The following is a 26,992-nucleotide window of genomic DNA, read 5'->3' on the forward strand; positions in this document are numbered from 1 at the left end:
TAAAAATATGTTTACCATACTTATTAGCATAATCATTGTATTGGCTGTATTATTGATTTTGGTCATCCTTTCGCAAAACTCAAAAGGTGGTGTAGGTGCAGCATTTGGCGGAAGCGCATCACAAATCATGGGGGTTACCAAAACTGGTAATATCCTCGAAAAATCAACTTGGGTTTTGGCCGTTGCCATCCTTGTTCTTTCTTTAGTAAGCTCAGCATTCTACACTTCTTCAAGCGTAGATTCATTCAGCTCTCCAAATATTGAGAACGCAAAAAGACAAATGGTAGCTCCTCAATTTGACGGTAATGAAGAAGGTGGTTCACTTTTACCATCCTCACCTACTGAGTCAGAAGTACCAGCAGAAGATTCTAGCGAAGATTAACCTTCCTAAAAATAGAAAAAAATGGCTCTTCAAAATTGAAGAGCCATTTTTTATTCCACATACCTTAGTAAAAGCCTCTTACTGATTGGGATAAAACTCTCCTCTACTGGTAACTGAAATTTTGAATGAATTCGATACGTAGCAGGATTTGGAAGCTCTTTGTACTCTTTTACCAAGCTCATTTTGATATGCTCAAAAGTATAGATTAATGAGTGTCTTACATTTTTTATAAATTGGAGCATGATACCTTTAAATCGATCAACACTATTTTGAAAGAGATTGATCTGATACCTATAGATCAAAATATCCTTAGTCTTTTCTTGAGATAAAAGCACATAACCTTCCTTTTGATAGATAGGACTTATACCTATTGGCTCGATAGACATTTCTCCTTCTAGAAAATCATAGATTCTTTTACCTTCCTCTATATGTTCTTTTAGCTGAGGAAGGGCATATTGAACAATATCCTCAAGCAGCTGCATCGTATCATCATCAATATGTAAGGGCTTGTAGTTGAATTTTAGCTTATCTAAGTCCGCATGGGTGATAAGCTTAGGAAAAGCAGCTTTGAGCTGTTCTTTGTTATCAGCAAATTGTCTCAACCTGCCATAGTGATGTATCAAGTCAGCGAGAGGAGGATAAAGCTTGACTTTTTTGAAATTTTGATCTACATCTTTCAAATAGGCCAAAAGAATGTATTTCTTGTACTCAAAATCTATCCATCCTTCTGTGATCCAGTTTTCAGATAATGTTTTCATAACGTTCGATTTAAGCACTTAAAATTTAGTAAATTTCTGACATAATATAAAGTTAAGATTGAAATTTTGACAGAAAAAAAATAAAAGAAATCAATTCTGACAGTCTCAATAAGGCGTTTTAAGACTTTATGGCAGGAACAAGTCAAGTTCGACGATTGGCACAAAAAGTGATTATTGATGCACGAAAGAAATTTGAACTAACCTTAATTAAAACTAAATAATTTATGTCACAAGTCAACATCAAGCCTCTTGCAGACAGAGTTCTGGTAGAGCCTGCTGCAGCTGAAGAAAAAACCGCTTCAGGATTGTACATTCCAGATACAGCAAAAGAAAAGCCTCAAAAAGGCACCGTAGTAGCCGTAGGCAGTGGCAAAAAAGACGAACCATTGACTGTAAAAGTAGGCGACACTGTCCTTTATGGTAAGTATGCTGGTACTGAGCTTTCTGTGGATGGTAAGGATTTCTTGATCATGAGAGAAGCTGACATCTTTGCAGTACTTTAATCATTCTATCAAAAACATTCAAAAACCAAAAAGAATTTAAAAAATGTCAAAGCAATTATTTTTCAATACCGACGCCAGAGATCAACTAAAAAAAGGAGTTGATGCATTGGCAAATGCAGTAAAAGTAACCTTAGGCCCAAAAGGTAGAAATGTCATCATTGATAAAAAATTTGGTGCTCCGACCATCACTAAAGATGGAGTATCTGTAGCCAAAGAAATCGAATTGGCTGAGCCAATCGAAAACATGGGTGCTCAACTAGTAAAAGAAGTAGCATCAAAAACTGCTGATAATGCTGGTGACGGTACTACCACGGCTACGGTCCTAACACAAGCTATCTTCAATGCTGGTATCAAAAACGTAGCAGCTGGTGCAAATCCAATGGATCTTAAGAGAGGAATAGATAAAGCTGTACAATCTGTAGTAGCTTCATTGAAATCTAGCTCCAAAGTAATCTCTACTTCTAAAGAAATCCAGCAAGTAGCGACCATCTCTGCAAATAGTGATGATGAAATCGGTAAGATGATCGCCGATGCTATGGAAAAAGTAGGCAAGGACGGTGTGATCACTGTAGAAGAAGCTAAAGGTACAGAGACAGAAGTAAGAACTGTAGAAGGTATGCAGTTTGACAGAGGTTACCTTTCTCCATACTTCACTACCAATACTGAAAAAATGGAAGCTGAATTGGAGAGACCTTATATCTTGATCTATGACAAGAAAATCTCTTCCATGAAAGAATTGCTTCCTGTACTTGAGCCTGTGGCACAAGCTGGAAGACCTCTAGTAATCATTGCTGAAGATGTGGATGGTGAAGCACTAGCCACGTTGGTAGTAAACAAAATCAGAGGAGCTCTCAAAGTAGCTGCTGTGAAAGCGCCAGGTTTCGGTGATAGAAGAAAAGCAATGCTAGAAGATATCGCTATCCTTACAGGTGGTACTGTAATCTCCGAAGAAAGAGGATATAAATTAGAAAATGCAACTATCGACTATCTAGGTACTGCTGAGAAAGTAAATATAGATAAAGACAATACTACCATTGTAAATGGTGCTGGAGACGCTTCAGCTATTCAAGCTAGAATCGCAGAGATCAAGTCTCAAATCGATAAAACTACTTCAGATTATGACAAAGAGAAACTACAAGAAAGACTTGCTAAGCTTTCTGGTGGTGTAGCAATCCTATATATAGGTGCTGCTACTGAAGTAGAAATGAAGGAGAAAAAAGACAGAGTGGATGATGCACTTCACGCCACTAGAGCTGCCGTACAAGAAGGAATTGTTGTAGGTGGTGGTGTAGCACTAGTGAGAGCTGCTGCCTCTTTGGATTCACTCAAAGGTGAAAACGAAGACCAAGACACTGGTATCAATATCATCAGAACTGCTATCGAAGCTCCATTGAGAACAATCGTAGAAAACGCAGGTGGTGAAGGATCTGTAGTAGTGAATAGAATCAAAGAAAATTCAGGACACTATGGATACAATGCAAGAACTGACGTCTACGAAGATCTATTTGAAGCTGGAGTAATCGACCCAACTAAAGTGACCAGACTTGCTTTGGAAAATGCTGCCTCAATCGCTGCTTTACTACTTACCACTGAGTGTGTAGTAGCAGATGTAAAAGAAGAAGGACCAGCAATGCCTCCAATGGGTGGCGGAATGGGTGGAATGATGTAATCAGTTGCATCTTTTCATAGATGAATAAACAAAAAAGGGAGAATTTTTCTCCCTTTTTTGTTTCTATCACCTACCATTTCACGACAATAGATCATAGAAATCTCAAAAGTCCATCAATCATTAAATCATTTTTTCTGATATAATTTTTCAATCATCCAAATATAATTGTACTTTAGTACAAAGTTACCTAAAGTCAAAGTCCACTTTTACCGCGATTAGTATTAATGTATCAATTTTATTCCATCATTCTAGTAGACGATGATCCGATCAATAACTTGATCAATAAAAGACTCATCACCAAAATGAATATCGCAGAACAAGTGGAAGAGTATCTTGAAGCAGAAAAAGCACTTGCAAGATTGGCGAATATCTCGCCAGATGAAAAAACGCTTATTCTCCTCGATATCAATATGCCTGTGATGAATGGTTGGGATTTTCTCAATCAATATCTAGAAAAAAATCAGCACAGAAAAGACAAAATCATTATGCTTTCAAGCTCTATAGATTTTCAAGATCAACAGAAAGCAAAAAAATATGATTGCGTGGAAGGTTTCATAGAAAAACCACTTACTCCCGATAAATTCAAGAATCTTCTTTAACTTTCCTTATGGAAAACAATACCTTGAAAAGAAGTTTTGAGCTTTATGCCTTCTCAGAAAATCATTTTGAAAAGTATCACCTCAAGAGTATTCAGGAGATAGCTGAGACTATCTCTACAGATAAGAAATTTTGGCTTAATATCTACAAAGGATCTGATGAATCGGTATTTAAAGAGGTGTGTGATTTTTTTGAAATTCATCCAGTAGCATTAGAAGATATTCAAAATACTGATCAAAGACCAAAGTTAGAAGACTTTGATAATTTCATTCTCATAGTCACGAAGATGCTATACACCAAGAGCTCGATAGAAGAGCTTGAAGTAGAACAGTTAAGCATCGTTTTCAATAAGAATCTGATCATAACATTTCAGGAGCATGCTTATGATATTTTTGACCCAATAAGGATAAGACTCGAAAATCCTCAAGGGAAAATGCGAAAACTGGGTACTGATTATTTTTCCTATACTTTACTTGATGCCATCTTAGATCAGTATTACGTGATTTTAGAACTGATTAGCGATCAGACCGAAAAACTCGAAGATGACATCATACATGATCAAAAAAAGGTTCATCTTGCAGATATTTATAGACAGAGAAAAAACCTTCAGGAAATAAAAAAGATAGTGTGGCCTACCAGAGAATTGATATCCTCATGGAGAAAATCTGACAGTCTATTTGTGACCAAAAAAGCCATACCCTTCATCAATGACATCTATGAAAGTGCAGTAGAAATCATTGAAAATCTGGAGATGCAGAGGGAATCCATAACTACTCTGGTCGAAATCTTCATGTCAAACATAAGTTTGAAGCAAAATGAAGTCATGAAGACCCTGACGATCATAGCAACGATTTTTATACCTCTTACTTTCATAGCGGGAGTTTACGGGATGAATTTCGAATACATGCCCGAGCTAGGTTGGAAATATGGATACTTGACCAGCTGGATCTTCTTCATAGTAGTATCTTTGCTCATGGTGTTTTATTTCAAAAGAAAACGCTGGTTTTAGCAATTCTCTAAGATCAAAAGCATTTAAAAGTAGTATTTTTACCCGTATCCGAGTAATATTGCATCAATTTGATATTTCGGATATGAATAAGCTAAATTTTTGTGTAATCAAAATCGGATCCAATGTATTGACCACAGCCGAAGGGAAGCCTGATTTTGGAAGGATGAGTCATCTATCAGCTCAAGTGGCCACTCTGATTCAAGGGGGTACCAAAGTGATTCTTGTGAGTTCAGGAGCAGTCGCATTTGGCAGACAAGAACTAAAGCTATCAGATAAAATCAACCCAGTGATTAGGAAGCAAATTTGGGCATCGATGGGTCAAATCGAACTGATAAAAACCTACAAATCCCTGTTTAGTGAACATCAAATAGCCATTTCTCAAATTTTAGTTACAAAAGAAGACTTTAGAGATCGGAAGCATTTTCTAAACATGAAAAACTGTCTACTAGGGCTTCTTGATCAAAACATCATCCCTATAGTCAACGAGAATGATACTGTCGCTATTACTGAATTGATGTTTACAGATAATGATGAACTGGCTAGCCTCACTGCTGCCATGGTGGATGCAGACTCCCTGATTCTTCTGACTAATGTAGATGGCATCTACACAGGCCCACCATCAGAGCCTTCTTCTGAACTTATCGAGAGAGTGGATGCCTTTTCTGATAATTTGTCCAGCTATATCTCCGCTACCAAGTCTTCATTTGGAAGAGGTGGAATGTTGACCAAGTTAAATATGGCTAAAAGGTCTGCAAGTCTTGGAATTCAAGTAATCATTGCTAATGGCAAAAAAGACCATATTCTGAGTAAAATACAAAATAATCAAGGTTCATTCACCTATTTTGAACCTAGCAAAATCAAACATGCAACAAAAAAATGGCTTGCCCATGGTGAACAATACTACAAAGGTGAAGTAACCATCAATGATGGTGCTAAGAATGCCCTTACCAGTCAAAAAATCAGCAGCTTACTACCTATAGGTGTGATCGATGTAAAAGGTGAGTTTGAAAAAGGCGACATCTTGAGAATCATAGATCAAGAAGGCCAAAGGCTTGGATTAGGTAGAGCAGAATATGGCTCTAAGGCAACACAAGAAAAAATTGGCCTAAAAAATCAAAAACCAATTATTCACTACAACTATTTATATATTTTCTAGTATGGATCAATTTCATGAAACATTTTCAAAACTCAAAGTAGCATCAAAGTCTCTTTCAAGGATTCATCCAGAACTCATCAATCAAGCTTTAGAAAAACTTGCAGTCAACACCTTGACTTCTGTTGAGGTCATTCTTGAAGCTAATCAAAAGGATTTAGCCAAAATGGACAAGAGCGATCCGAAGTATGACAGGCTATTACTGAATGAAGATCGTATTCAGGCAATAGTATCTGAAATCCGTCAAATCAAATCATTGCCAACTCCTTTAGGAAAATCCATAGAAAATAGAACATTGGACAATGGACTCGAACTGAACAAAATATCTGTGCCACTGGGTGTACTCGGTGTGATCTATGAAGCTCGTCCAAATGTAACTTTCGATGTATTCTGTATTGCATTGAAATCTGGTAATGGACTAGTGCTCAAGGGAAGTTCTGATGCCGCAGATTCAAATCAAGCCATCATCAAGGTGATACATGATACACTCTCACAACTCTCTTTACCAACGGAGGCATTTATCCTCCTTCCTCCTGAAAGATCCGCTACCCAAGCGCTACTTGAAGCAGTTGGTTTTGTAGATATCATAATTCCTAGAGGAAGTCAAAGTCTCATCAATTATGTCAGAGATCATGCTAAGGTCCCAGTAATAGAAACTGGAGCTGGAATAGTACATTGTTTTTTCGATGAATCAGCTGACCTAGAGATGGGTAAGTCTATAATATTCAATGCAAAAACCAGACGACCAAGCGTTTGCAATAGCTTAGACTGCCTTATTATTCATGAAAATAGGCTACATGATCTTCTGGCACTAATCACTGATTTGCTTGACGCAGAAGTAGAGATTTTCGCTGATCGGGCTGCATTATCTGTTCTACCTGAGCATGACCAAATCAAAGCTGCAAACGAATCACACTTTGGAACTGAATTTCTTGCCCTGAAAATGGCCATCAAAACAGTACAAAATATCGATGAAGCTTTGACGCATATTGATCAGTTTAGTTCAAAACACAGTGAATCTATAGTAACAAATTCAGCAGAAAACAAAGAGATATTTCTTCAAGTAGTAGACGCCGCAGCAGTATATGTCAATGCTTCTACAGCTTTTACCGACGGCAATCAATTTGGTATGGGCGCTGAAATAGGTATAAGTACTCAGAAACTACACGCAAGGGGGCCTATGGCTCTTCCAGAACTGACCAGTTACAAATGGGTAATTAGAGGAAATGGTCAGATCAGATAAATTTTTAAATCTGGAAGGTAATGTTATAATCGATTGATATATAGAAACAAAACACCTTCCAGGTATTACTTAATGATCTCTGATAACTGATTGGTATTCAATAAAAATTGGAAAGGACTACGAATTATTAGTTTTAAATAAATTTTCATAAAAATGTCTCAGATGGTCAAACTTTTTGAAACAAAGACAACTGAAATTTCTTACCCTAATGCGAAAACTGTAAGTAAAAAATGCTGTCCATCTAGGTAATGCTAGACGACACACATTTATTCGTCGAGCTCTGGTGACTTATTTTTCCAATTTGGATCATAGGATAGCTTTCCGACTGCATAAAGGTAAAGCACCTTTGAATACCTAAGCATGACAGGTATTAAGATGATATTCACCACAAGGACAGTTGATACATAAGTCCACACATCGGGGTCATCAAACACATAGTTGAGAATGATGAGTACATTGACAACCAGCGCTACTGAGAATGCATAACTGATGTACATTGCACCATAAAAGAAATCTGGCTCAGGCGTAAGTACAGCTTGGCATTTTGAACATCTATTATGAACATCGGATAACCTTCTATAACTAATCATGGAGACTGGAAAAATATTACCTTCCCTACATCTAGGACAGTTTCCACTTAGTATTGCTCCACCTAAACTTTTTTGACTCATTTCTTTTTCTTTTCACAAAGGTACAATAGATCAATCGAAAAGACACTAAACAAAATGTTATAGATTTAGTAAAACATGAAATTAGAGATTCTTTATCCATATTTTCTATATTTGCAGGTATGTTGACTAAATCGACCAGAAAAAATCAGCTAATCCAGTGGATCAATGTTCTCTTGGTAATTAATTTCATCAACCTGTCAGCAAATTTTTACAACTCTGACAGCATGTTCTCCCATGGGGTCAAAGTTCATGATCCGATTGACACACTTGCAGAGATCATTGTTGAGTTTATTTTTGACTTTGATAATCACATCATTCCAGACACTGAAAGTTCCCAAAATGAAAGGAAATTCAAGGACTTCAAATTATTCTGTAATCAACCCTTTGGAAAAGAAAAAATTGAATTTGTTGTCAAATTGAAATCCTGGCCTTTGATCAATGAAGTCCTGCACTTATCCAATTGGGATGATATCACTGGCCCTCCTCCAGAAGTCTAAATTTTGAAGCTAAGCCTTGCAGGTTTTCTAACTTGCGATTGCAATTGAATGATTGCAAAAAAGAACCCTATTTAGTTATCATAATTTAAGATTAAAAACCAACATGAAATACACCACACACTATAAGCTTTGGATAGCTTATGGCATACTATGCATATGTACAGCATTTAATACTTGTGTTTTTGGACAAGAGGTAGAACAAGACAGCATAAGACAAGAACGAATCCAGCTAGATAGCATCTTCATAGCTGAGATAGAAATCCAAACTCCCACTCAAAAACCGAAAGTACTACACGCAGAGCCACTTTACATTGACTTGATCAGAGATTTGGGTGCGAGGAAAGGAGAAAAAGAATGGAACCTTGGCATGGGAATGACCGACAAGAGAGGCTTTGACGAATATGAAGCTTTGGTAGAATATGAGTGGGCACCCATCGACCGATTAGGGTTTGAAATTGAAGTTCCTGTTACGCTGTATTCAGCAAGAGGAGACATTTCTTCAAGAATTGATAGACCAGAAAATCGCGTAGAATCGCTAAAACTAGCCACTCAATGGTCATTTCTAGTATCTGAAAAAGCAAAAACTACCCTTGCCCTTGGGTACATTCATGAGTTTGAATTTGTGGATCTTAACAGAATCGGTCAAGGTGAAGTTTTTAAAGGCAATATTTACAATCCATTTTTTGTAGCTGCAAAGAGATGGGGTAGGAACTATCATACTTTGGTATATACAGGGCCAAGGGTTGAAAAAATCTTCAATGAGCGTAGAGAAATTTCCTATGAAGTTCACTCAAATTTCCATTACATGATCCCAGGTACACGAAACTTCATCGGAATAGAATTCAACAAAGAGTTCCATCACAATGAGTTCATAGGTGTGCTTCGACCTCAAATGAGGGTTGGTCTAGCAGAAAACTTAATGGTTGGTATCGTTACTGGAATCCCTGTCAGTGGCACTGAAAAAAGCATGAGCTCATTTGTGAGAATCATTTATGAGCCTGGATTCAAAACATTCCATTGATGGAAGTGGATACTTATTACCAACAACAAATGAATCCTTACAATATCAAGCCTTTTGAAAATGCTGATCAAGAGCAAATCATAAAAGTATGGGAAAAGTCCGTTCTTGCGACCCATGATTTTCTTCTTCATGAGGATTTCGTAGAATTAAAAGCCCTCGTTCAAACCATTAATTTTCATCAGCTTGAAGTATATTGCCTAGAGCAAAACCTAGAAATAGTTGGTTTTATGGGGATAGTTGGACAAAAAATAGAGATGCTGTTCCTATCACCTGAACATATCGGAAAGGGTCAAGGCAGGCAACTTGTTCTATATGCTATACAAAAACATAATGTAAATAAAGTTGATGTAAATGAGCAAAATCAAAAAGCTCTGAATTTCTATCAAAAACTGGGATTTAGAGCTTTTGATCGCAGTGAAAAAGATGATCAAGGGAAGCCATATCCCATTGTAAGAATGGAATATAGCTAGAATTGCTTTGGAACTATTCCTTTGCCTGTTTCTAGGCATTCGTCAAGTTCATAATCATGACCTTTACCCCATCGAAGCAATTCCTCTATAGTGTAAATTTCTGTAGTCTCTATGTCTTTTACTTTGAAATTGGAGCCAGAAAGTCTTGCTAAAATTTCAAGCTTTCTGACTTCTCCCATATTCTTAAAAGCATATACTCTCCCTACCCTTAAATTGTCTAAAGCAATAGGCATTTTAATCTAATTTCAGTAAGTTGATTCTTTTGATTGGTCCAGGACAGTAATTGCTATGGCATGCTAAGCAAGTGCTTACCAGAGATTTGTAATTTTCCAATTGATTGGATTCATTGCTTTGCTCAAGTTGCTTTAAATTTGCCAAGTATGCCATAGCCATTGAATTGAATTGTTCTGTCTTTACTGCCGCATCAGTGGGAGTTGCAGTGAGTAACTGTTTGTGTTTTTCAATATAAGATTTTATCTCCTCACCTTCTGCTACTGCAATCTTGATTTTTTCCATATCCTCAAACATTTCTCTCATCAATAATGCTAGTGGTGCATCTTGATTGGGGTAACGTTTTGTTTCACTTTCATTTTCATTTTTTTCTTTTTTTGAGCAAGCAAAAATGAGGATCAGACAAAAAACAATAGCAGGAAAAGATTTCAACATGATTGTCTGAGATTATGCGTTCTCTTTGATTACTACACCAATTGCCTCGAAAGCATACTCTTCTTTGGGAGCAGTGATCTCGTCGATTTCTTCTTTAGACTTGCCAGCATCTTCTGCGTAGTGCTTCAGGGTGGCTACATCAGTCACTGACCTGGTCGCTACACCCTCTATGATTACAGGATATCCATGGGCATTCAGAGGTACAAAAAAGCCGTAGTCTTTAAATGTCACCCTCATGGTCTCACCATTTGGCAAATCTAAGGTCATCCAACATCCTTTTTTTGTACACACTTCTTTGATCTGCCCCACGACTTTACCTTCAAATTCACCGTCAGCCAGCAATTCTTTGTACAACTGATCTAAAGATACCACGCCTTGTTCAGAAACAAATTCACCATAGTTCCCTGGAACTTGTGATTCCACATCACTTTCGGTTACAACCTCCTCGCTAACTTCATCTTGTTTACTTTTATTACAAGCAAATAGTAGTGGCAATAGTGCCAAAATAAGAATGGATACTTTTTTCATAACATGAGTTTTAAAGCCCAAATTTAATCAGAAATTTGATATCATTTTTATATGACAATAAATTGACTTAAAGATTGCTAGACCAAAGGAATTTCTATAGACCCACTATTTTTTTAGAAAATCTCTCAAAACATAATGTAAAATACCTCCATTCTTATAATATTCAACTTCAATTGCTGAATCTAGCCTACACGATACAGCAAAAGACACTTCATCTCCATTTGCCTTTTTAGCTTTTACTTGAAGGGTTTTAAGTGGAGTCAAATCATCAGCGATTCCAGATATGGAGAATTCTTCAGTGCCCTCAAGTCCTAGACTTTGGGCTGTATCTCCAGCTTCATATTGCAATGGAAGGACACCCATGCCTACCAAATTACTTCTATGAATTCGCTCATAGCTTTCTGCAATTACTGCCTTTATACCAAGGAGGTTTGTTCCTTTGGCAGCCCAATCTCTCGAGGAGCCACTGCCATATTCTTTCCCTGCTAATACTATAAGCGGCGTATTATTCTCTTTGTATTTTTTAGAAGCATCGTAGACGCTCATTTCTTGGCCAGAAGGGATATGGACAGTATAGCCTCCTTCTTTAGAAGTGAGTTGATTCTTTATCCTAACATTGGCGAATGTACCTCTTACCATTACCTCATCATTTCCTCTTCTTGAACCATAAGAGTTAAAATCTTTTCTTTCTACTCCCCTTTCGATTAGATATTGACCAGCTGGACTATTGATCGCAAATGATCCAGCTGGAGAAATATGATCAGTTGTAATGGAATCGCCGAGTTTGAGTAGAACATGTGCATTTTCTATATCTTTTGGCTCGGACACTTCTTCTGCAAGACCTTCAAAGAATGGAACCTCTTTGATATAGGTACTTTCAGTTGACCATTGGTAGATTTCATCTTGAGGTGCGTTCAGTTGCTTCCATTGTTCGTTTCCTTCAAATATTTCACCATAACTTTTTTGGAAATCTGCTGGCGATAGTACTTTACCCATCACTTCAAAAATCTCCTCATTACTCGGCCATATATCTTTCAAATAAACTGGTTCAAGATTAGGATCATAGCCGATAGGTTCATTTTGCAAATCTACATCTACTCTTCCAGCGAGAGCATAGGCTACTACGAGCATTGGGGACATCAGGTAGTTCATCTTCACTTGAGGATGTACACGAGCTTCGAAGTTCCTATTGCCTGACAATACTGAGCTGACTACTAGATCATTCTCTTCTACTGCCTTCGCAATATGTACTGGTAGTGGTCCTGAATTACCAATACAGGAAGTGCACCCATAGCCCACTACATGAAAACGCAAGGCCTCTAGATCATCTAACAATCCTGCTGAACTAAGATAATCTGTCACTACTTTTGAACCTGGAGCTAAGGAGGTTTTGACCCAAGGCTTTACGTCCAAACCTCTTTCACGAGCTTTTTTTGCTACCAATCCAGCACCTATCATCACGGAAGGATTAGAAGTATTGGTACATGAAGTAATTGCTGCAATCACTATTGAGCCATCATGAAGGGCAAACTTTTCGTTATTCAACTTCACTACGACGGTTTTTAGCCCATTCTTCACTTTCGTTTCATACTCCACTTCATTGGGACTATTTCCTTTATTTTCTGAAGGTTGACTACCTCCTTCTCCATACCATCTTCCTTCTTCTCGTTTGTCAATTGGAATATATTCACGTCCATGGACTTCTTGAAGTAGCTCGCCGAATTTTTCTTTGAATTCTCTTACGAGAATTTTATCCTGAGGTCGCTTTGGCCCAGAAACAGTAGGTTCTACTGTACTCAGATCAAGAGATACTACAGAGCTATACTCAATTTTCCCTTCGTTTTCCCGCCAAAGCATATTCGCTTTGGTGTACTCTTCTACCAAAGAAATCTGCTCATCAGCTCTATTGGTTTTTCTCATGTAATCCAATGTCCTATCATCTATGGGAAAATATGTGACAGTACAGCCAAACTCTGGTGACATGTTGGAGATTGTGGCCCTATCTGGAACAGTCAAACTATCTAATCCAGAACCAAAAACCTCCACAAACTTCCCAACAACACCATGCTTTCTTAAAATCTCCGTGATAGTCAGTACCATATCTGTAGCTGTAGTACCGAGAGGCAATTCACCTGTCAACTCCAACCCTACTACTTCAGGCATGATAAAGTAAATTGGCTGACCCAAAATAGCTGCTTCTGCTTCGATTCCACCTACACCCCAAGCTACTACACCGATACCATTGACCATTGGTGTATGTGAATCAGTGCCTACTAAGGTATCTGGAAACACTGAACCATCTCTTGCAATTACACCTTGTGCTAAATACTCTAAATTTACCTGATGACAAATACCCATGCCTGGAGGGACTACAGAAAAGTTGTCAAAAGCCTTTTGTGCCCACTTTAAGAATTGATATCGTTCACCATTCCTTTCGTACTCCACATCTACATTCTTTTGGAAAGCATAATTTGTCCCAAAATAATCTACTTGGACAGAGTGATCAATGACAAGGTCTACAGGAATCAAAGGATTGATTTTATTTGGATCTTTTCCCTTTCTCACTGCTTCTGCACGCAATGACGCAATATCTACTACAGCTGGTACACCTGTAAAATCCTGCATCAATACCCTTGCAGGTTTGAATGGAATATCTTTATCAGAAGCCTTTGGTGACCATTTGGCTAATGTGTCGACATGGTCTTGGGTGATCGCAAAGTCGTCAAAATTTCGAAGTGCATTTTCTAATAATATTCTGATAGAAAATGGAAGGTGGTCAATTTTAAAACCAGAATCTTGTAATTTTTTCAAACTCCAATAGGTGAATTCTCCCTTTGCTGATTTCAAACTACTTTTTACTTTAAAAGGATCGAGTGACATGTAGGTTAGTTTTAAATTGGTTAAAGAAAATAAAAAAAAGGGTTTTACGTAATATGGTGATTTTTCGTCAAAATGAAAAATCAATTATGCATTCATTTGTGTCAAGATCATTCAATTAATATTGGGTGATTTGAATTCATTTGACATATAATTCAACTTGAACGATTTGAAAAAAGTTTGCCTTTCTCTGTTTATTTGCTTGAAAAATCTTTTTAAAATAAGCTTCAACCCTTCTCAATTCATACGATCCAGTATCTGAAATCTGGAAGCATTGCTGATAAATTCTGGAACAATTGCTTTTAAATGAGCCACGATTTCACTTTCATTGGCTTTTTCAAGTAAGGGTGAAAACATTTCTATCTGAGTATTGATCTTGGAATAATTGAAAGATTGAACCCTTGCAATCAGAATTTTGGGATGATGAGTGAGTCCTACTGATTCTGAATCATTGAGCAATTCCTCGTAGAGTTTCTCCCCATCACGTAATCCTGTGAATACAATTTGAATATCTTCATCTACCTTTCTTCCACTTAGCTGAATCATTTTCTTTGCCAAATCGACTATTTTGACAGCTTCTCCCATGTCAAAAACAAAAACTTCCCCTCCATTGCCAATGATTCCTGCCTCCAATACTAACTGACAAGCTTCTGGGATAGTCATAAAGTACCTGGTAATCTCTGGATGAGTTACGGTGACTGGCCCTCCTTTGAATATTTGGCTTTTGAAAAGTGGAATTACTGAGCCACTTGAGCCAAGTACATTACCAAATCTTGTTGTAACGAATCTGGTATAATTTTCTTGATGATTCTTTTCCAAAAACTCATTCAGTGCTTGCACATATATCTCAGCAGCTCTCTTGGTAGCACCCATGACATTTGTTGGATTTACAGCCTTATCTGTACTTACTAGCACAAACTTTTCAACTTTGTTCAAAACCGCCAAATCTGCTAAAATTTTCGTACCTATAATATTATTGTTGATAGACTCCTCCGGATGATGTTCCATCATAGGCACATGCTTGTAGGCAGCTGCATGAAAAATCAAATTAGGCTTGAAGCTTTTGAGGACTTGTTGAATTTTGCTTTTGTTTTTGATATCAGCTAAGACAAATTTCAATGGAACATGAGAGTCAAGGGATTTAAAGTTTTGTTCTAGCTCATATAAACTTGCCTCGGATTGGTCAAGAAGTATCAACAGGGCCGGCTGATAATTTGAGATCTGCATACATAGTTCTCTTCCTATAGTCCCAGCAGCTCCAGTGACTAAAACAACTTTGCCCTCAAGCTCATTTCTAATAATAGGTCTATGCAATGATATCTGATCCCTACCTAGCAAATCCTCTATCTTGACTTCTCTGATCGCATTTGCTTCAAGCCCACCATTGACCCATTGACTCACAGGTGGGACTATACTTATATGAAGATCATACTTCAGACAGGTCTCTGTAATTTCTCTTTTGCGAGATGTTGATAAATTTTGAATGGCAATGATTAGGTCAGTGATTTTATGTTTCTCTACCAAGTATCGTAAATCTTCCAAGCCTCTGTATACACTCTTTCCGTCTATTTGCTTCCCCTCCTTTTTTGGATCATCATCCAAAAATCCCACAATACTCAACTGAGTACCACTATCTCTTTTGATCACTTCATTGGTAATCATTCCTGCCTCACCAGCTCCGAAAATCAATGCAACTTTTTCTTTTGATGCTTTTGTCTGATCTTGAGTCTTTGCAAATATAAACACCTCTTTTACTATGAATCTATAAAGAACCAACGTCACCATTGCAATAAGCGAAGATATGACAGCTACTGAGGTAGGCATAAGCTGTAAATTCAAAGAACTATAATTATCAAAAAGACGTGCTAGTTCTAAGAAGAGAATAGAAATCAAAACAGTCTGAAAAAGTTTTAAGATATCTTTAAGACCTGTCAACCGAACTATGCCATCATAGCTTTTGGTAATGCTCATGGCCATAATTCCAAAGATTGGAAAGGTAAAGACACCTAAGATATTTTTATTAAAATCATTTAAATAAAATTCAAAATTGAATCGAATGATATAGCCTAAAAAGCCAGATATGCCAAAAACGATGAAATCTAGAAAGGCCACCATCGACTTAGGCATGATCCTAACATTTCTAATATTCCCTAACATATGTTCATGCGATTATTCACTCTAAATACTTCTGGGGTGATAAGTATCTGTACGGTTATAAATTGTAATATTAAAACAAAAAAATTAAGAAACAAGGTAAATGAACTAAGAATACATAAATTCATCAGAGTGCTTCTACGATCAAATCAGCCACCGTTTCTACCCGAAGGATCTTCGACCTTAAGGTATGGCAATTGACGTGGGTATCTGTAGCTATAACTTTTTCAATCACTCCAGAAGCTTCTATTTTCTCTAGGGCCTCATTGGTAAAGAGCCCATGAGTTGTGATGGTGTAAATCTTATTTGCACCTGCTTCCTTATATGCCTTGGCAGCACTGATCAAAGAGCCGCCAGTACGGATCATGTCATCATATATAACCACATCTTTTCCCTCAACATCAGCCGATATGCTCGTCACTAAAGTCTCATCTCCTGATATTCTTCTCTTGAATACAAAAGCTGCATTCACCCCCATATCATTGGCCAAAGACTCTACCCATTTGGCCCGTCCAGCATCTGTACATGCCATCACAAATCCAGGAGAAGCTAATTCTTGCGCTATCTTGATCACAATTGATTTGCAATAAATATGATTGATCAAAACCTGTCCTTCGAAATAATGAGGTATACCTTCTGAATGAAGGTCAAAAAACATAAAATGATTACCTTGGCTGGTACGAGGTAACGAAGAGAACATCACAGCTCGTGATTTGGCAGTCACCACCTCTCCTTGTTTCACCGCTCTTTCCATGGTAGAATAACCAAAATACGGAAATATTATAAATATGGATTTGGCTCCATACTTAATGAGTGCATAGGCCAAATCGTATAACTCCAAAGTATCTCCATCCGAAATAGTGCCCCCGATGAGTACTACATCTCTTTCATAAACTGAAGTCAAAATCCTCTGATACCTTTCTCCATCTGGAAAATGCTTGACTTCAATTTCTCCCTTTTCAAAACCTCCCAATCGAATCACTTCATCTCTCAAATAGCAGTAAGCCTGAGTAGAAAAGATAATCTTATTTGTATTACTCATGTTCATAATTTTTCATCTTAAATACCAAATCCGTCCTCAAGTCATACAGCTGCTCTTCTAAGCCTACTGGATAGATATGGGGATTGATCAATCGCTTATGCGCTTTGTCAAAACAAGATAAACTTGATTTGGTATATTCCTTTATTTCTTGAATAGAAGGGCTGGTATAGACCTGTATGCCTTCTTTGAAAACTTGTTTTAACAAATTCACCTCTTCCAAATCCTCCACATTTAATTTTTTTCTCTTGGTGGGATCTGTTGGATCGATGATGACAATTTTGGATTTCCCTTGAACGGTATCCTTCAAGTACAACATGTCCGCTACAGCTTTGCCATTTTTCAAAAACCGCTTCACTTGATGGTCTCCAGGAATATTGATTTTGATGGATTGCTGGGATACTTTTACTTTTGGCTCCCACTTGCCATTCATGTTTTTCAAAGCAGCCAATTTGTAGACAGCCCCCAAGGCTGGCTGGTCATAGGCTGTTACAAGCTTGGTACCTACTCCCCACGTGTCTATTGATGCTTCTTGAAATTTTAGAGAACTAATGATATGCTCGTCAAGGTCATTGCTTGCTACAACTTTGGCATCTGGAAAATCCGCTTCATCCAGCATTTGCCTCGCTAAGTTGCTGAAATATGCCAAATCCCCAGAGTCAATCCGCACTCCTAGCAATTCCTTACCTTTTGATCTCAGTATTTTTCCTACCTCAATGGCATGCCTGATACCTGTCTCAGTGTCGTATGTATCTACAAGAAAAATGCATTTGTCAGGAAAAGCATCTGCATAAGCTTGAAATGCCTCGACTTCTGAGTCAAAAGACATGATCCAACTGTGCGCATGTGTACCAGATACTGGTATGCCAAATAGCTTACCAGCCATCACATTGCTCGTAGCGGCACATCCTCCTATATATGAAGCTCTACTTGCTGCTAATGCACCATCGATTCCCTGTGCTCTTCGAAGTCCAAACTCTAAGACGGAATCACCTTTTGCGGCCAAGACAACCCTTGCAGATTTGGTGGCTATAAGTGTCTGAAAATTGATGATATTTAATAGGGCAGTCTCTAATAATTGACACTGAATCAATGGTCCTTTCACCTTGATCATCGGAGTATGAGGAAAAATCACTGTTCCTTCTGCTACTGCCTCAAGATCGCAAGTGAAGCGCATTCTTTTCAAATAATCAATAAAACCTTCCTCAAAAACAGATGTCCCATCAGTATTTTTCATCTCTCGAAGGTATCCTAGATCATCTTCATGAAAATGAAAATTATTACAGAAATCAATTACATATTCAAGTCCTGCTGCTATAGTAAACCCACTCTGAAAAGGATGCTTTCTAAAAAACAGATTAAAAACAGCTTCTTGCTCCGCTTTTCCTGACTTCCAATAGGCATATGACATGGTCAATTGATAGAAATCGGTCAATAATGCAAGGGAACCTTGGTAAAGATCTTTCGTGATTTTCATTGGCAAACATACTAGCAATTCAAATGTAGTGGAAAATGGCGAAAACAGCAGGAAATTGTAATTTTTTGGTCATTTTAAATCTGATTGTCCATTCGTTTTATATCTGTGTCTCCATGACGATTCCCATTAAAATCTAATCAAATAATTTTAATGATTGATGACAAAGCTCCATTTGGACAAGCTAGAATTTGATAAAATTGTGGCGTAACAACCTATTTTAAATTCTTTTCTTCTCAAATAAAAAAATTGGCTAATATTTTGATAAGCGAATGGATTATAACCAACTCATTATGAAAAAACTATTTGGCCTCCTCACTGTTTTGTTGATTGCTACATTTACCTTGTCTACTTCGTCATGTTCCAATGAGGAAGAGATTCCTGGAATCGGAGAAGGAAAGCTAGGCTTTGCGCTAAAACTAAAAGATGAAAGTACTCCAAATACCGAAGCTAGAACCCAAGCCTCAAGATTGAACATCATCGATGGTTTCATTCAAGTCAAAGAATTAGAACTCGAAGTAGAGGGTAGAAATGAAAATGGTCGGTTCGAAAGAGAAATAGAGATCAAATTCAAAGAAATCAGAAAGATATCATTAGATAAATTCAATCCAGATGCTGATTTTTTTATCAATATCCCTGAAGGTGAATACAGAGAAATAGAAGTAGAATTAGACCTAATAGATTTTAGAAATGAGCCCTCTATCTTTCTCTCTGGTACATTCACCAAAGAAAACGGGAATTCTGTTTTGTTAAGATTTGAGCATTTTGGTGATGATATAGATTTTGAAGTAGAAATAGAAGGAAAAGACGGAGGTTATTTTTCCATAGATCGAACAAATAACCCACTTGCTCTCTTGGAAATCAAGGTAAACAACTGGTTTTCCAATGTTTCAAATCAAGAACTAGAAAACGCTACATTAACCGATGGAGCAATTGTCATTAGCAACAATCAAAACAAAGAAATCTATAGAAAGATAATCAATAGGATATCTGCAAACTCAGATATCGAAATTAAATTGAGGAATTGATTGCTCCCTAACTGATCAGAAATCCTGCTAGAATTGCTGCCAATACACCACCTAAGAGGGGACCGAGTATAGGAATCCAAGCATAACCCCATTCACTAGAACCTTTTTGAAAAATTGGTGCCAAGGCATGAAAAAGCCTTGGCCCTAAATCTCTTGCTGGATTGATAGCATAGCCAGTAGTTCCACCTAAACTGAGCCCTATCACCCAAACCAAAAATGCCACTGGTATCGCTCCTACAGCCCCAAGCCCTATTGGTGTACCACCTTCCTCAGTCTGTAATTCAGCATCGGTGATAAAATATATTACAAAAAGCAGTATAAATGTACCAGTCATTTCTGCGAAGAAATTGATAGGCAAATTTTTGATCGCTGGACTAGTCGCAAAAACTGCAAGCTTTGTACTTGTATCCTGGGTGCGATCAAAATGATCTTTATAGATAATCCATGTGATAAATGCCCCGATAAATGCCCCACAAACTTGAGCTAAAATATATCCTATAACTAAACTCCAATCAAATGACCCATGAACAGCCAGAGAAATAGTCACTGCGGGGTTCAAATGAGCACCACTGTATGGACCAGCTACCACTACTCCTAAATATACAGCCAAAGCCCATCCCGTAGTGATCACTATCCAACCACTTCCATGGCCTTTGGTATCCTTCAAGATCACATTGGCGACAACAGAACAGCCCATTAAAAGCAATATGGCTGTAGCAATGAATTCAAAAATATACGCTTGCATCAATTATGACTTAGGGTTTATTGTTTCAATAAGTAATCATCAATCTCTTTTTGTCCAAAACTGAATCGTCTTGATGGCATGATTCCAATCAGCTATACCACTCTCTACTTTTGATCTATCAGAATTTGGCTTGTAAGTTTTATCTTTTTTCCAAAACTTACTGATCTCCTTGGTATTTTCCCAATACCCTACTGCCAAACCAGCCAAAAATGCTGCACCAAGAGCCGTGGTCTCTGTGATATCAGGTCGAATCACATTCACATCCAATACATCAGATTGGAACTGCATCAAAATATCATTAATCGTAGCCCCACCATCTACTCGAAGCTCTTTGATATCAAGATCACTATCTGCCTGCATAGCTTCCAATACATCCATAGTCTGATAGGCAATAGCGTTGAGGGCTGCTCTTGCGATGTGAGCGTCTGAGGTATTTCTTGTCAATCCAAATAAAGTACCTCTGGCATAAGAATTCCAGTATGGCGCTCCCAAACCGGCAAATGTTGGAACAAAAACCACTCCCTCTGTATCTTCTACTTTTCCCGCTAGTTCCTCGACTTGCTTGGAAGTGAGAATTACTCCTAGCTTGTCCCTTAACCATTGTACTACTGCCCCTCCTATAAAAATACTCCCCTCAAGTGCATACGTCGTTTTTTCTCCTATTTTCCAGGCTATAGTTGTTAATAGACCATGTTCAGAAATTATTGGTTTTCTCCCAATGTTCATCAACATAAAACAACCCGTGCCATAGGTGTTTTTGACCATGCCTTTTTTGGTACATTGCTGACCGAACAAAGCTGCTTGCTGATCACCAGCTATTCCAGCTATGGGGACTTCTTGGTCTAAAAAATCACATTTTGTCTTACCATAGACTTCGCTGCTGTCCCTTACTTCTGGTAAAATTTCTTTGGGTATTTCAAACAATTCAAGTAATTCTTCATCCCACTCCAAAGTGTTGATGTTATACAATAACGTTCTTGAAGCATTGCTTACATCAGTGACATGAACTTCTCCATTTGTAAGCTTCCATACCAGCCAAGTATCTATCGTTCCACATATCAGCTCTCCCTTCTTTGCCTTATCACGAGATCCTTCGACATGGTCTAGTATCCATTTGATTTTTGTTCCTGAAAAATATGGATCTAAAAGTAAACCAGTCTTCTCTCTTACCACTTCATCTTTTCCATCCTTTTTCAATGCTTCACAATAATCAGAAGTTCTTTTGTCTTGCCAAACGATGGCATTATAAATTGGTTCTCCCGTTTTTTTATCCCAAACTATTACAGTTTCCCTTTGATTGGTGATACCTATAGCTACCAAATCTTTCGCTGTCAGATTCGCTTCACTGATAGCTTGCTTAGTAACTTCAGCTTGAGTTTCCCATATTTCCAAGGGATCATGCTCTACCCATCCAGATTTTGGAAAATGCTGTTTGAATTCTTTCTGACCTGAAGAGATTATATTTCCTTTATGATCAAAAATAATGGATCTGGAGCTTGTCGTTCCTTGATCCATAGCCATTACAAATTTATTCATGCTATCAAGGTTAAAATGGGCTATGTAATTCTTACTTGGTTAAAATGTATCCATCGGCTAGTTTGGAGAAATTATCAACCTCTCGATCTATCCATTGCTGATCTTTATGCAGCAGTTCAGCCATCATTTCTGCTACTTTCAAAGCTGAATCCTTGGCAGCTTTTGCATCCAAAAACAATAACCTAGTCCTACGGGCAAGAACATCTTCCACGTGAAGAGCCATCTCGTTTTGAACTGCAAAGACTACCGTTTCCATGCAGTAATCATAATTAGGATGAATTTTTTGCTGAAATCGTTCGTCTGTTAACCTCAGGTCTTCTATATGCTTTAGGTCACTCCCGTACACATAATATGGATTATTGAAGTCTATATCTGTAGATTTTTCATTCCCATGAATGGCAATCTCCTCACTTTTACAAGGTTTTGGTGGTAGTTTTTTCAACGAAATCAACTTATCAATAATGTCTTCAGCCATTTTTCTATAAGTGGTCCACTTCCCCCCTATCATTGTCAAAATCCCAGATTCAGACATCACTATTTTGTGGCTTCTGGAAATCTCCTTTGTTTTCTGATTTTTATCTGAAGGCGCAGCAAGTGGTCTGAGTCCTGAAAAAACTGACCTCACATCTTCCTTTGTAGGAGGAATCGTAAGAAATCTCCTTGCTGTTTCCAAGATAAAATCAATTTCTTCATTTAGAGGCTTTGGCTCGTAAGAGGTAGAATCTATCAATGTATCTGTAGTCCCCACTATCACTTTGTTGTGCCATGGAACGGCAAATAAGACCCTGCCATCGGAAGTTTTGGGTATCATCAGAGCTTGTTCAGATGGTAAAAACTTCCTGTCCAATACCAAATGAATACCTTGACTCGGGACAATCATCTTCCCAGCGTCAGGTTCATCCATACTCATGACATCATTGGTGAATACCCCTGTGGCATTGACGACGGTTTTTGTGTTCAGAATAAACTCTTCACCTTTCTCCATATCTGTGGCCTTTACCCCCACTACTTTTCCAGTCTTATCCTTTTGAAAACCCGTGACAGGAAAATAATTAACCACATAGGCTCCTTGTTCTACTGCTGTCTGTGCCAGGTTAAGTGCTAGCCGTGCATCATCAAACTGTCCATCATAATAAACTACCCCACTGCTTAGTTTGTCTTGATTGATAGTAGGAATGGCTTCTATAGTTTTACTCTTTGAAATATAACTTGTCTTTCCCAAGCTCAATTTACCAGACAAAAAATCATAGATGGAAAGACCAAACTTATAATACATTCCACCCCACCAAGTATAATTTGGAATCACAAACTTTTGATTTTTGAATAGGTGAGCGGCATTTTTTGCCAAGACTCCTCTTTCCTTCAAAGCTTCACGGACCAAACTTATGTCTCCATTGGCCATGTACCTCACTCCTCCGTGAACCAACTTGGTACTTCTGCTTGATGTTCCTTTGGCAAAATCATGGGATTCCAACAACAAAGTCTTGAATCCACGGCTTGCAGCATCCACAGCTACGCCTAAGCCTGTAGCTCCTCCACCAATGATAATGACATCCCAATTTAATTTCTTTTTAATTTGCTCAATTGCTAAAGATCTATCAAATTTCATCGTTGAATATCCTTTAAATTGGGTTTTAGGGTTTATTTTTTGAATTGACTTTTGTCCCAAAATTTGATCTCTCTTTCATGTGAAAGGAAAACTAAATTTTCTCAATTTTCTTATCGGAAATGATTTAGAATATAAGCGTGTACTACTTTGTAAATTTAGGCTATTAGATTAAACTATAAATCAAACCATTCAATCCTTGATAATCTTAAATGTATCTTAAAAATCGTTGTTATCCAAAAAGTTAAAACTGTAAATTAAACTTTGAAGGAATAGAGGCATTTACATGGTCGTCATTTCTTAGATGTCACATTCAACAATACCCCACCCAAAACCAATAACATACCCAAGTAAGTCATCAAAGTGTAAGTCTCATCAAAAACAAAAAAGCCAAATCCCAGAGCATAAACTATCCCTATATAACTCAAACTTGAAATTTTGGAAAGGTTGGCGTTTTGGTAGGCCAAAGTCATGAAATATTGAGCAGCCTGAGTCAATACACCTACCACGAGTAAGACCACCCAATCCCACCCTACAGGCATCACCCATACAAAATAGGAAATCAATGCTGCTATGGGAGTGGTGATCAGAGGGAAATAGAACATAATAACCAAAGGATGTTCACTGTTTTTTAGCTTTCTGATCACATTGTACGCCACCCCCATAGCTAAAGAAGCTACCAAACCAATAGACAAATCAAAGACTGAAATTCTCGGATCAAAACCTTTGATGATCAATACACCAAGGAATGATACTCCAAAATAAAGGTATTTTCGCTTTGCTACTTTTTCTCCTACTATAAAAATCCCAAGAATAGTCGTAAAAATTGGCGCTAGATAGTTGATCGTCACAGCACTAGCAAGGGGAATAGTCTGGAGATTGTAAAAAAAAGCAATCAATCCTACCGATCCTGCAATACCTCTAGTAATCAGCAAGCTACGATTATTGCCAAACAATGGTACTTTTAGGCGTTTTAGAACTATAAAAGTCATGAAAAAACTCAGCACTGATCGAAATAGAATTATCTCAATAGCGGGGATATGGGGGATCAATTTTACTGACACATTCATCAAGGCAAATAAAAACCCCGCCAATAACATGTGCTGAACACTCTTTTTACTCAAAGCTATTTACTTAATTATTTGTATGATCACATAAAGTTTATTAGATACACCTTAATTAATTCTGCTTTCAAATCTTCTCCAAATTTAGAGACAAATAACTAGATCGAATCTTTTAAATTTTAAAAGGCTTTCACACAGCCTCTTGGTGCTAGACAATAGACAACAATTAAATGATTCTTTTCTTTGATTAGTTCATTATTATCCTACCATCTTGCATAGTCAGCATCCTATCAGCCATCTCAGCAAGCTCTTGATTATGCGTGACAATCACAAAGGACTGCTTGAATTCATCCCTTAACTTAAAAAAAAGATGGTGCAAATCTTCTGCACTTTTAGAGTCTAGATTACCACTTGGTTCATCTGCGAAGATAATTTTCGGATCATTGATCAGTGCCCTTGCGACTGCGATTCGCTGCTGTTCACCTCCAGAGAGCTCCGAAGGCTTATGCTGAAGTCTTCCTGCTACACCCAGAATTGTTGCCAACTCGTGAGCTCGTTTTTTTAATTCTACTTCAGACCTGCCTGCTATCAATCCTGGAATAATAATATTTTCTTCACCCGTAAATTCAGGAAGTAAATTGTGAAACTGAAAAATAAAACCAATCTCTCTATTTCTAAAAGCAGCCAGCTTATCTCCTGTTAGTTTGGTTACGTTGATATCTCCAACAAATACCTCCCCCATGTCAGCTTCATCTAGGGTACCAAGGATATGAAGCAGCGTGCTCTTTCCAGCTCCAGAAGCTCCAACAATGGATACTACCTCAGCGGGATTGATCATAACATCCACACCCTTAAGAACATGTAAGTCTCCGTAGTATTTTTGTATTCCTTTGGCTTGTAGCATGGTATCGGTTTTTATGAATGACAAAGTTAAATCAAAATCTATCAAGGAATCAAAAATGCCATATTTTTACCAAAAAGAGATCGACTTAGCTTGAAAAATCAAGACGAAGGACTTAACTTCGTGCAAAAATTTTCTCAAGGATGAATATACACGAATATCAAGCAAAAGAAGTTTTAAAAAGTTATGGTGTAAAAATTCAGGAAGGCATCGTAGCAGAAACCCCTGAAGCAGCACTTGAAGCAGCCAAAAAACTCAATGCAGAGACTGGCACTTCATGGTATGTGATCAAAGCACAAATCCATGCAGGTGGACGTGGAAAAGGTAAAGTTCAGGAAACAGATTCAAATGGTGTAGTTTTGGCCAAAAAACTTGAAGATGTAGCTGAAAAGGCCAAAAACATCCTTGGTGGTACTTTGGTAACACACCAAACAGGCCCTGAAGGAAAGAAGGTAAACAAGGTATTGATCGCAGAAGATGTATACTATCCAGGTGATTCAGAACCAAAGGAGTATTATCTTTCTATACTTTTAGACAGAGCCAAAGGATGTAATGTCATCATGGCATCTACAGAAGGAGGAATGGACATCGAAGAGGTGGCAGAAAAAACTCCAGAAAAAATCATCAAAGAATGGATCGATCCTAAAGTAGGTCTTCAAGGATTCCAAGCTAGAAAAGTAGCTTTCAAATTGGGATTAGAAGGGAATGCCTTCAAGGAAATGGTAAAATTCATCACTGCACTCTATGCAGCGTATGAAGGAACAGATTCTTCACAGTTTGAAATCAACCCAGTTTTAAAAACATCTGACAATAAGATTTTGGCAGTGGATGCTAAGGTAAACTTGGATGACAATGCCCTATACAGACACAAAGATCTTGCGGCACTCAGAGATTTGGAGGAAGAGGATCCTTTGGAAGTTGAAGCAGCTGAATCTGGACTAAACTATGTGAAGCTTGACGGTAATGTAGGCTGTATGGTAAACGGTGCTGGTCTAGCTATGGCGACTATGGACATGATCAAGCTTTCTGGTGGAGAGCCTGCTAACTTCCTAGACGTAGGTGGCGGAGCCAATGCAACTACAGTAGAGGCAGGATTCAGAATCATCTTGAAAGATCCAAATGTAAAAGCTATTTTGATCAACGTATTTGGTGGAATCGTAAGGTGTGATAGGATCGCTAATGGCGTAGTAGAAGCTTATAAATCTATCGGAGACATTCAAGTGCCAATCATTGTCAGACTTCAAGGTACTAATGCTGAAGAAGGTGCAAAGATCATCGACGAGTCAGGATTGAAAGTATCTTCTGCCATCACTTTGAAAGAAGCTGCGGACAAGGTGAAAGAAGCTATTGCCTAAACAAAAAATACTGTCAACTATTCTACTTGTGATTTAACAATTGATA

General features: G+C 37.8%; 26 protein-coding genes. 12 read left to right on the top strand and 14 right to left on the bottom strand.

All coding sequences use genetic code 11. The features are described from left to right. Positions 1-7 precede the first annotated feature (7 nt). A complete protein-coding gene (gene secG, locus MM214_RS08875) occupies positions 8-382 on the top strand; it encodes a preprotein translocase subunit SecG (protein WP_241294473.1) in 375 nt (124 codons plus the stop codon). A 50-nt stretch (positions 383-432) separates the two neighbouring features. Here secG and MM214_RS08880 read toward each other — a convergent pair whose 3' ends face one another. Then, complete coding sequence (locus MM214_RS08880) at positions 433-1,140, bottom strand: hypothetical protein (protein WP_241294475.1); 708 nt, start codon at positions 1,138-1,140, stop codon at positions 433-435. 224 nt (positions 1,141-1,364) lie between these two features. On the opposite strand from MM214_RS08880, the gene MM214_RS08885 reads away from it, so the two are divergent. The 6 genes from MM214_RS08885 to MM214_RS08910 all read left to right on the top strand — a co-directional run bounded on the left by MM214_RS08885 (position 1,365) and on the right by MM214_RS08910 (position 7,314). Next, positions 1,365-1,643 carry a co-chaperone GroES gene (locus tag MM214_RS08885; protein ID WP_241294477.1) on the top strand — a complete coding sequence of 93 codons (279 nt, stop codon included), beginning with the start codon at positions 1,365-1,367 and terminating at the stop codon, positions 1,641-1,643. 43 nt (positions 1,644-1,686) lie between these two features. After that, positions 1,687-3,312, top strand: coding sequence for a chaperonin GroEL (groL, locus tag MM214_RS08890; RefSeq protein ID WP_241294479.1), 1,626 nt, complete (start codon positions 1,687-1,689; stop codon positions 3,310-3,312). A 224-nt stretch (positions 3,313-3,536) separates the two neighbouring features. After that, on the top strand, positions 3,537-3,911 hold the full coding sequence (locus tag MM214_RS08895; protein WP_241294481.1) for a response regulator: 375 nt from the start codon (positions 3,537-3,539) through the stop codon (positions 3,909-3,911). Between the two features lie 8 nt (positions 3,912-3,919). Beyond that, positions 3,920-4,918 (top strand): magnesium/cobalt transporter CorA, encoded by a 999-nt coding sequence (corA, locus tag MM214_RS08900; protein WP_241294483.1) that lies wholly within the window; start codon positions 3,920-3,922, stop codon positions 4,916-4,918. Between the two features lie 82 nt (positions 4,919-5,000). After that, on the top strand, positions 5,001-6,074 hold the full coding sequence (gene proB, locus MM214_RS08905) for a glutamate 5-kinase (RefSeq protein ID WP_241294485.1): 1,074 nt from the start codon (positions 5,001-5,003) through the stop codon (positions 6,072-6,074). A 1-nt stretch (position 6,075) separates the two neighbouring features. Next, positions 6,076-7,314, top strand: a complete 1,239-nt coding sequence (locus tag MM214_RS08910; protein ID WP_241294487.1) for a glutamate-5-semialdehyde dehydrogenase — start codon at positions 6,076-6,078, stop codon at positions 7,312-7,314. A 266-nt stretch (positions 7,315-7,580) separates the two neighbouring features. On the opposite strand, the gene MM214_RS08915 is transcribed toward MM214_RS08910, so the two are convergent. Next, complete coding sequence (locus tag MM214_RS08915) at positions 7,581-7,985, bottom strand: DUF983 domain-containing protein (protein ID WP_241294489.1); 405 nt, start codon at positions 7,983-7,985, stop codon at positions 7,581-7,583. Between the two features lie 119 nt (positions 7,986-8,104). Between MM214_RS08915 and MM214_RS08920 the strand changes: the two genes are divergently transcribed. The 3 genes from MM214_RS08920 to MM214_RS08930 all read left to right on the top strand — a co-directional run bounded on the left by MM214_RS08920 (position 8,105) and on the right by MM214_RS08930 (position 9,973). Then, entirely contained in the window at positions 8,105-8,482 is a 378-nt protein-coding gene (locus MM214_RS08920) for a hypothetical protein (protein WP_241294491.1), read from the top strand. Positions 8,483-8,585: 103 nt separating this feature from the next. Continuing rightward, on the top strand, positions 8,586-9,503 hold the full coding sequence (locus tag MM214_RS08925) for an HAEPLYID family protein (protein ID WP_241294492.1): 918 nt from the start codon (positions 8,586-8,588) through the stop codon (positions 9,501-9,503). Next, entirely contained in the window at positions 9,503-9,973 is a 471-nt protein-coding gene (locus MM214_RS08930; protein WP_241294494.1) for a GNAT family N-acetyltransferase, read from the top strand. The genes MM214_RS08925 and MM214_RS08930 overlap by 1 nt, the downstream gene beginning before the upstream one ends. On the opposite strand, the gene MM214_RS08935 is transcribed toward MM214_RS08930, so the two are convergent. From MM214_RS08935 to MM214_RS08965, 7 genes are all read right to left on the bottom strand, one after another. Then, the gene (locus MM214_RS08935; RefSeq protein ID WP_241294496.1) at positions 9,970-10,206 is read right to left on the bottom strand and encodes a hypothetical protein; all 237 of its coding nucleotides are present in this window, start codon (positions 10,204-10,206) and stop codon (positions 9,970-9,972) included. The two genes, MM214_RS08930 and MM214_RS08935, sit on opposite strands and share 4 nt — an antisense overlap. Before the next feature lies 1 nt (position 10,207). Next, on the bottom strand, positions 10,208-10,639 hold the full coding sequence (locus MM214_RS08940) for a hypothetical protein (protein ID WP_241294498.1): 432 nt from the start codon (positions 10,637-10,639) through the stop codon (positions 10,208-10,210). Between the two features lie 12 nt (positions 10,640-10,651). Continuing rightward, entirely contained in the window at positions 10,652-11,167 is a 516-nt protein-coding gene (locus MM214_RS08945; protein ID WP_241294500.1) for a DUF4920 domain-containing protein, read from the bottom strand. A 105-nt stretch (positions 11,168-11,272) separates the two neighbouring features. Next, positions 11,273-14,047, bottom strand: a complete 2,775-nt coding sequence (acnA, locus tag MM214_RS08950; RefSeq protein WP_241294503.1) for an aconitate hydratase AcnA — start codon at positions 14,045-14,047, stop codon at positions 11,273-11,275. A 234-nt stretch (positions 14,048-14,281) separates the two neighbouring features. Continuing rightward, positions 14,282-16,201: a nucleoside-diphosphate sugar epimerase/dehydratase gene (locus MM214_RS08955; protein WP_241294505.1), complete on the bottom strand. Its 1,920-nt coding sequence runs from the start codon at positions 16,199-16,201 to the stop codon at positions 14,282-14,284. 124 nt (positions 16,202-16,325) lie between these two features. Then, positions 16,326-17,240, bottom strand: a complete 915-nt coding sequence (locus MM214_RS08960) for a ribose-phosphate diphosphokinase (protein WP_241294507.1) — start codon at positions 17,238-17,240, stop codon at positions 16,326-16,328. After that, entirely contained in the window at positions 17,233-18,714 is a 1,482-nt protein-coding gene (locus MM214_RS08965) for a nicotinate phosphoribosyltransferase (RefSeq protein ID WP_241294509.1), read from the bottom strand. Before MM214_RS08965 ends, MM214_RS08960 begins: the two co-directional genes overlap by 8 nt. Positions 18,715-19,004: 290 nt before the next feature. Here MM214_RS08965 and MM214_RS08970 point away from each other — a divergent pair, with 290 nt between their 5' ends. Then, the gene (locus tag MM214_RS08970; RefSeq protein ID WP_241294511.1) at positions 19,005-19,739 is read left to right on the top strand and encodes a hypothetical protein; all 735 of its coding nucleotides are present in this window, start codon (positions 19,005-19,007) and stop codon (positions 19,737-19,739) included. 7 nt (positions 19,740-19,746) lie between these two features. Here MM214_RS08970 and MM214_RS08975 read toward each other — a convergent pair whose 3' ends face one another. The 5 genes from MM214_RS08975 to MM214_RS08995 all read right to left on the bottom strand — a co-directional run bounded on the left by MM214_RS08975 (position 19,747) and on the right by MM214_RS08995 (position 25,594). After that, a complete protein-coding gene (locus MM214_RS08975; RefSeq protein ID WP_241294513.1) occupies positions 19,747-20,484 on the bottom strand; it encodes an MIP/aquaporin family protein in 738 nt (245 codons plus the stop codon). Positions 20,485-20,523: 39 nt separating this feature from the next. Next, positions 20,524-22,020, bottom strand: a complete 1,497-nt coding sequence (glpK, locus tag MM214_RS08980) for a glycerol kinase GlpK (protein ID WP_241294515.1) — start codon at positions 22,018-22,020, stop codon at positions 20,524-20,526. A gap of 31 nt (positions 22,021-22,051) precedes the next feature. Next, a complete protein-coding gene (locus tag MM214_RS08985; RefSeq protein WP_241294517.1) occupies positions 22,052-23,629 on the bottom strand; it encodes a glycerol-3-phosphate dehydrogenase/oxidase in 1,578 nt (525 codons plus the stop codon). A gap of 290 nt (positions 23,630-23,919) precedes the next feature. Next, positions 23,920-24,726 (bottom strand): DMT family transporter, encoded by an 807-nt coding sequence (locus MM214_RS08990; RefSeq protein ID WP_241294752.1) that lies wholly within the window; start codon positions 24,724-24,726, stop codon positions 23,920-23,922. Between the two features lie 211 nt (positions 24,727-24,937). Beyond that, on the bottom strand, positions 24,938-25,594 hold the full coding sequence (locus MM214_RS08995; RefSeq protein ID WP_241294519.1) for an ABC transporter ATP-binding protein: 657 nt from the start codon (positions 25,592-25,594) through the stop codon (positions 24,938-24,940). A gap of 140 nt (positions 25,595-25,734) precedes the next feature. Here MM214_RS08995 and sucC point away from each other — a divergent pair, with 140 nt between their 5' ends. Then, positions 25,735-26,946: an ADP-forming succinate--CoA ligase subunit beta gene (gene sucC, locus MM214_RS09000; RefSeq protein WP_241294521.1), complete on the top strand. Its 1,212-nt coding sequence runs from the start codon at positions 25,735-25,737 to the stop codon at positions 26,944-26,946. The last annotated feature ends 46 nt before the right edge of the window (positions 26,947-26,992 follow it).

Origin of the sequence: Belliella kenyensis (assembly GCF_022549675.1) — a bacterium.
GTDB classification, from domain to species: Bacteria; Bacteroidota; Bacteroidia; order Cytophagales; family Cyclobacteriaceae; genus Belliella; species Belliella kenyensis.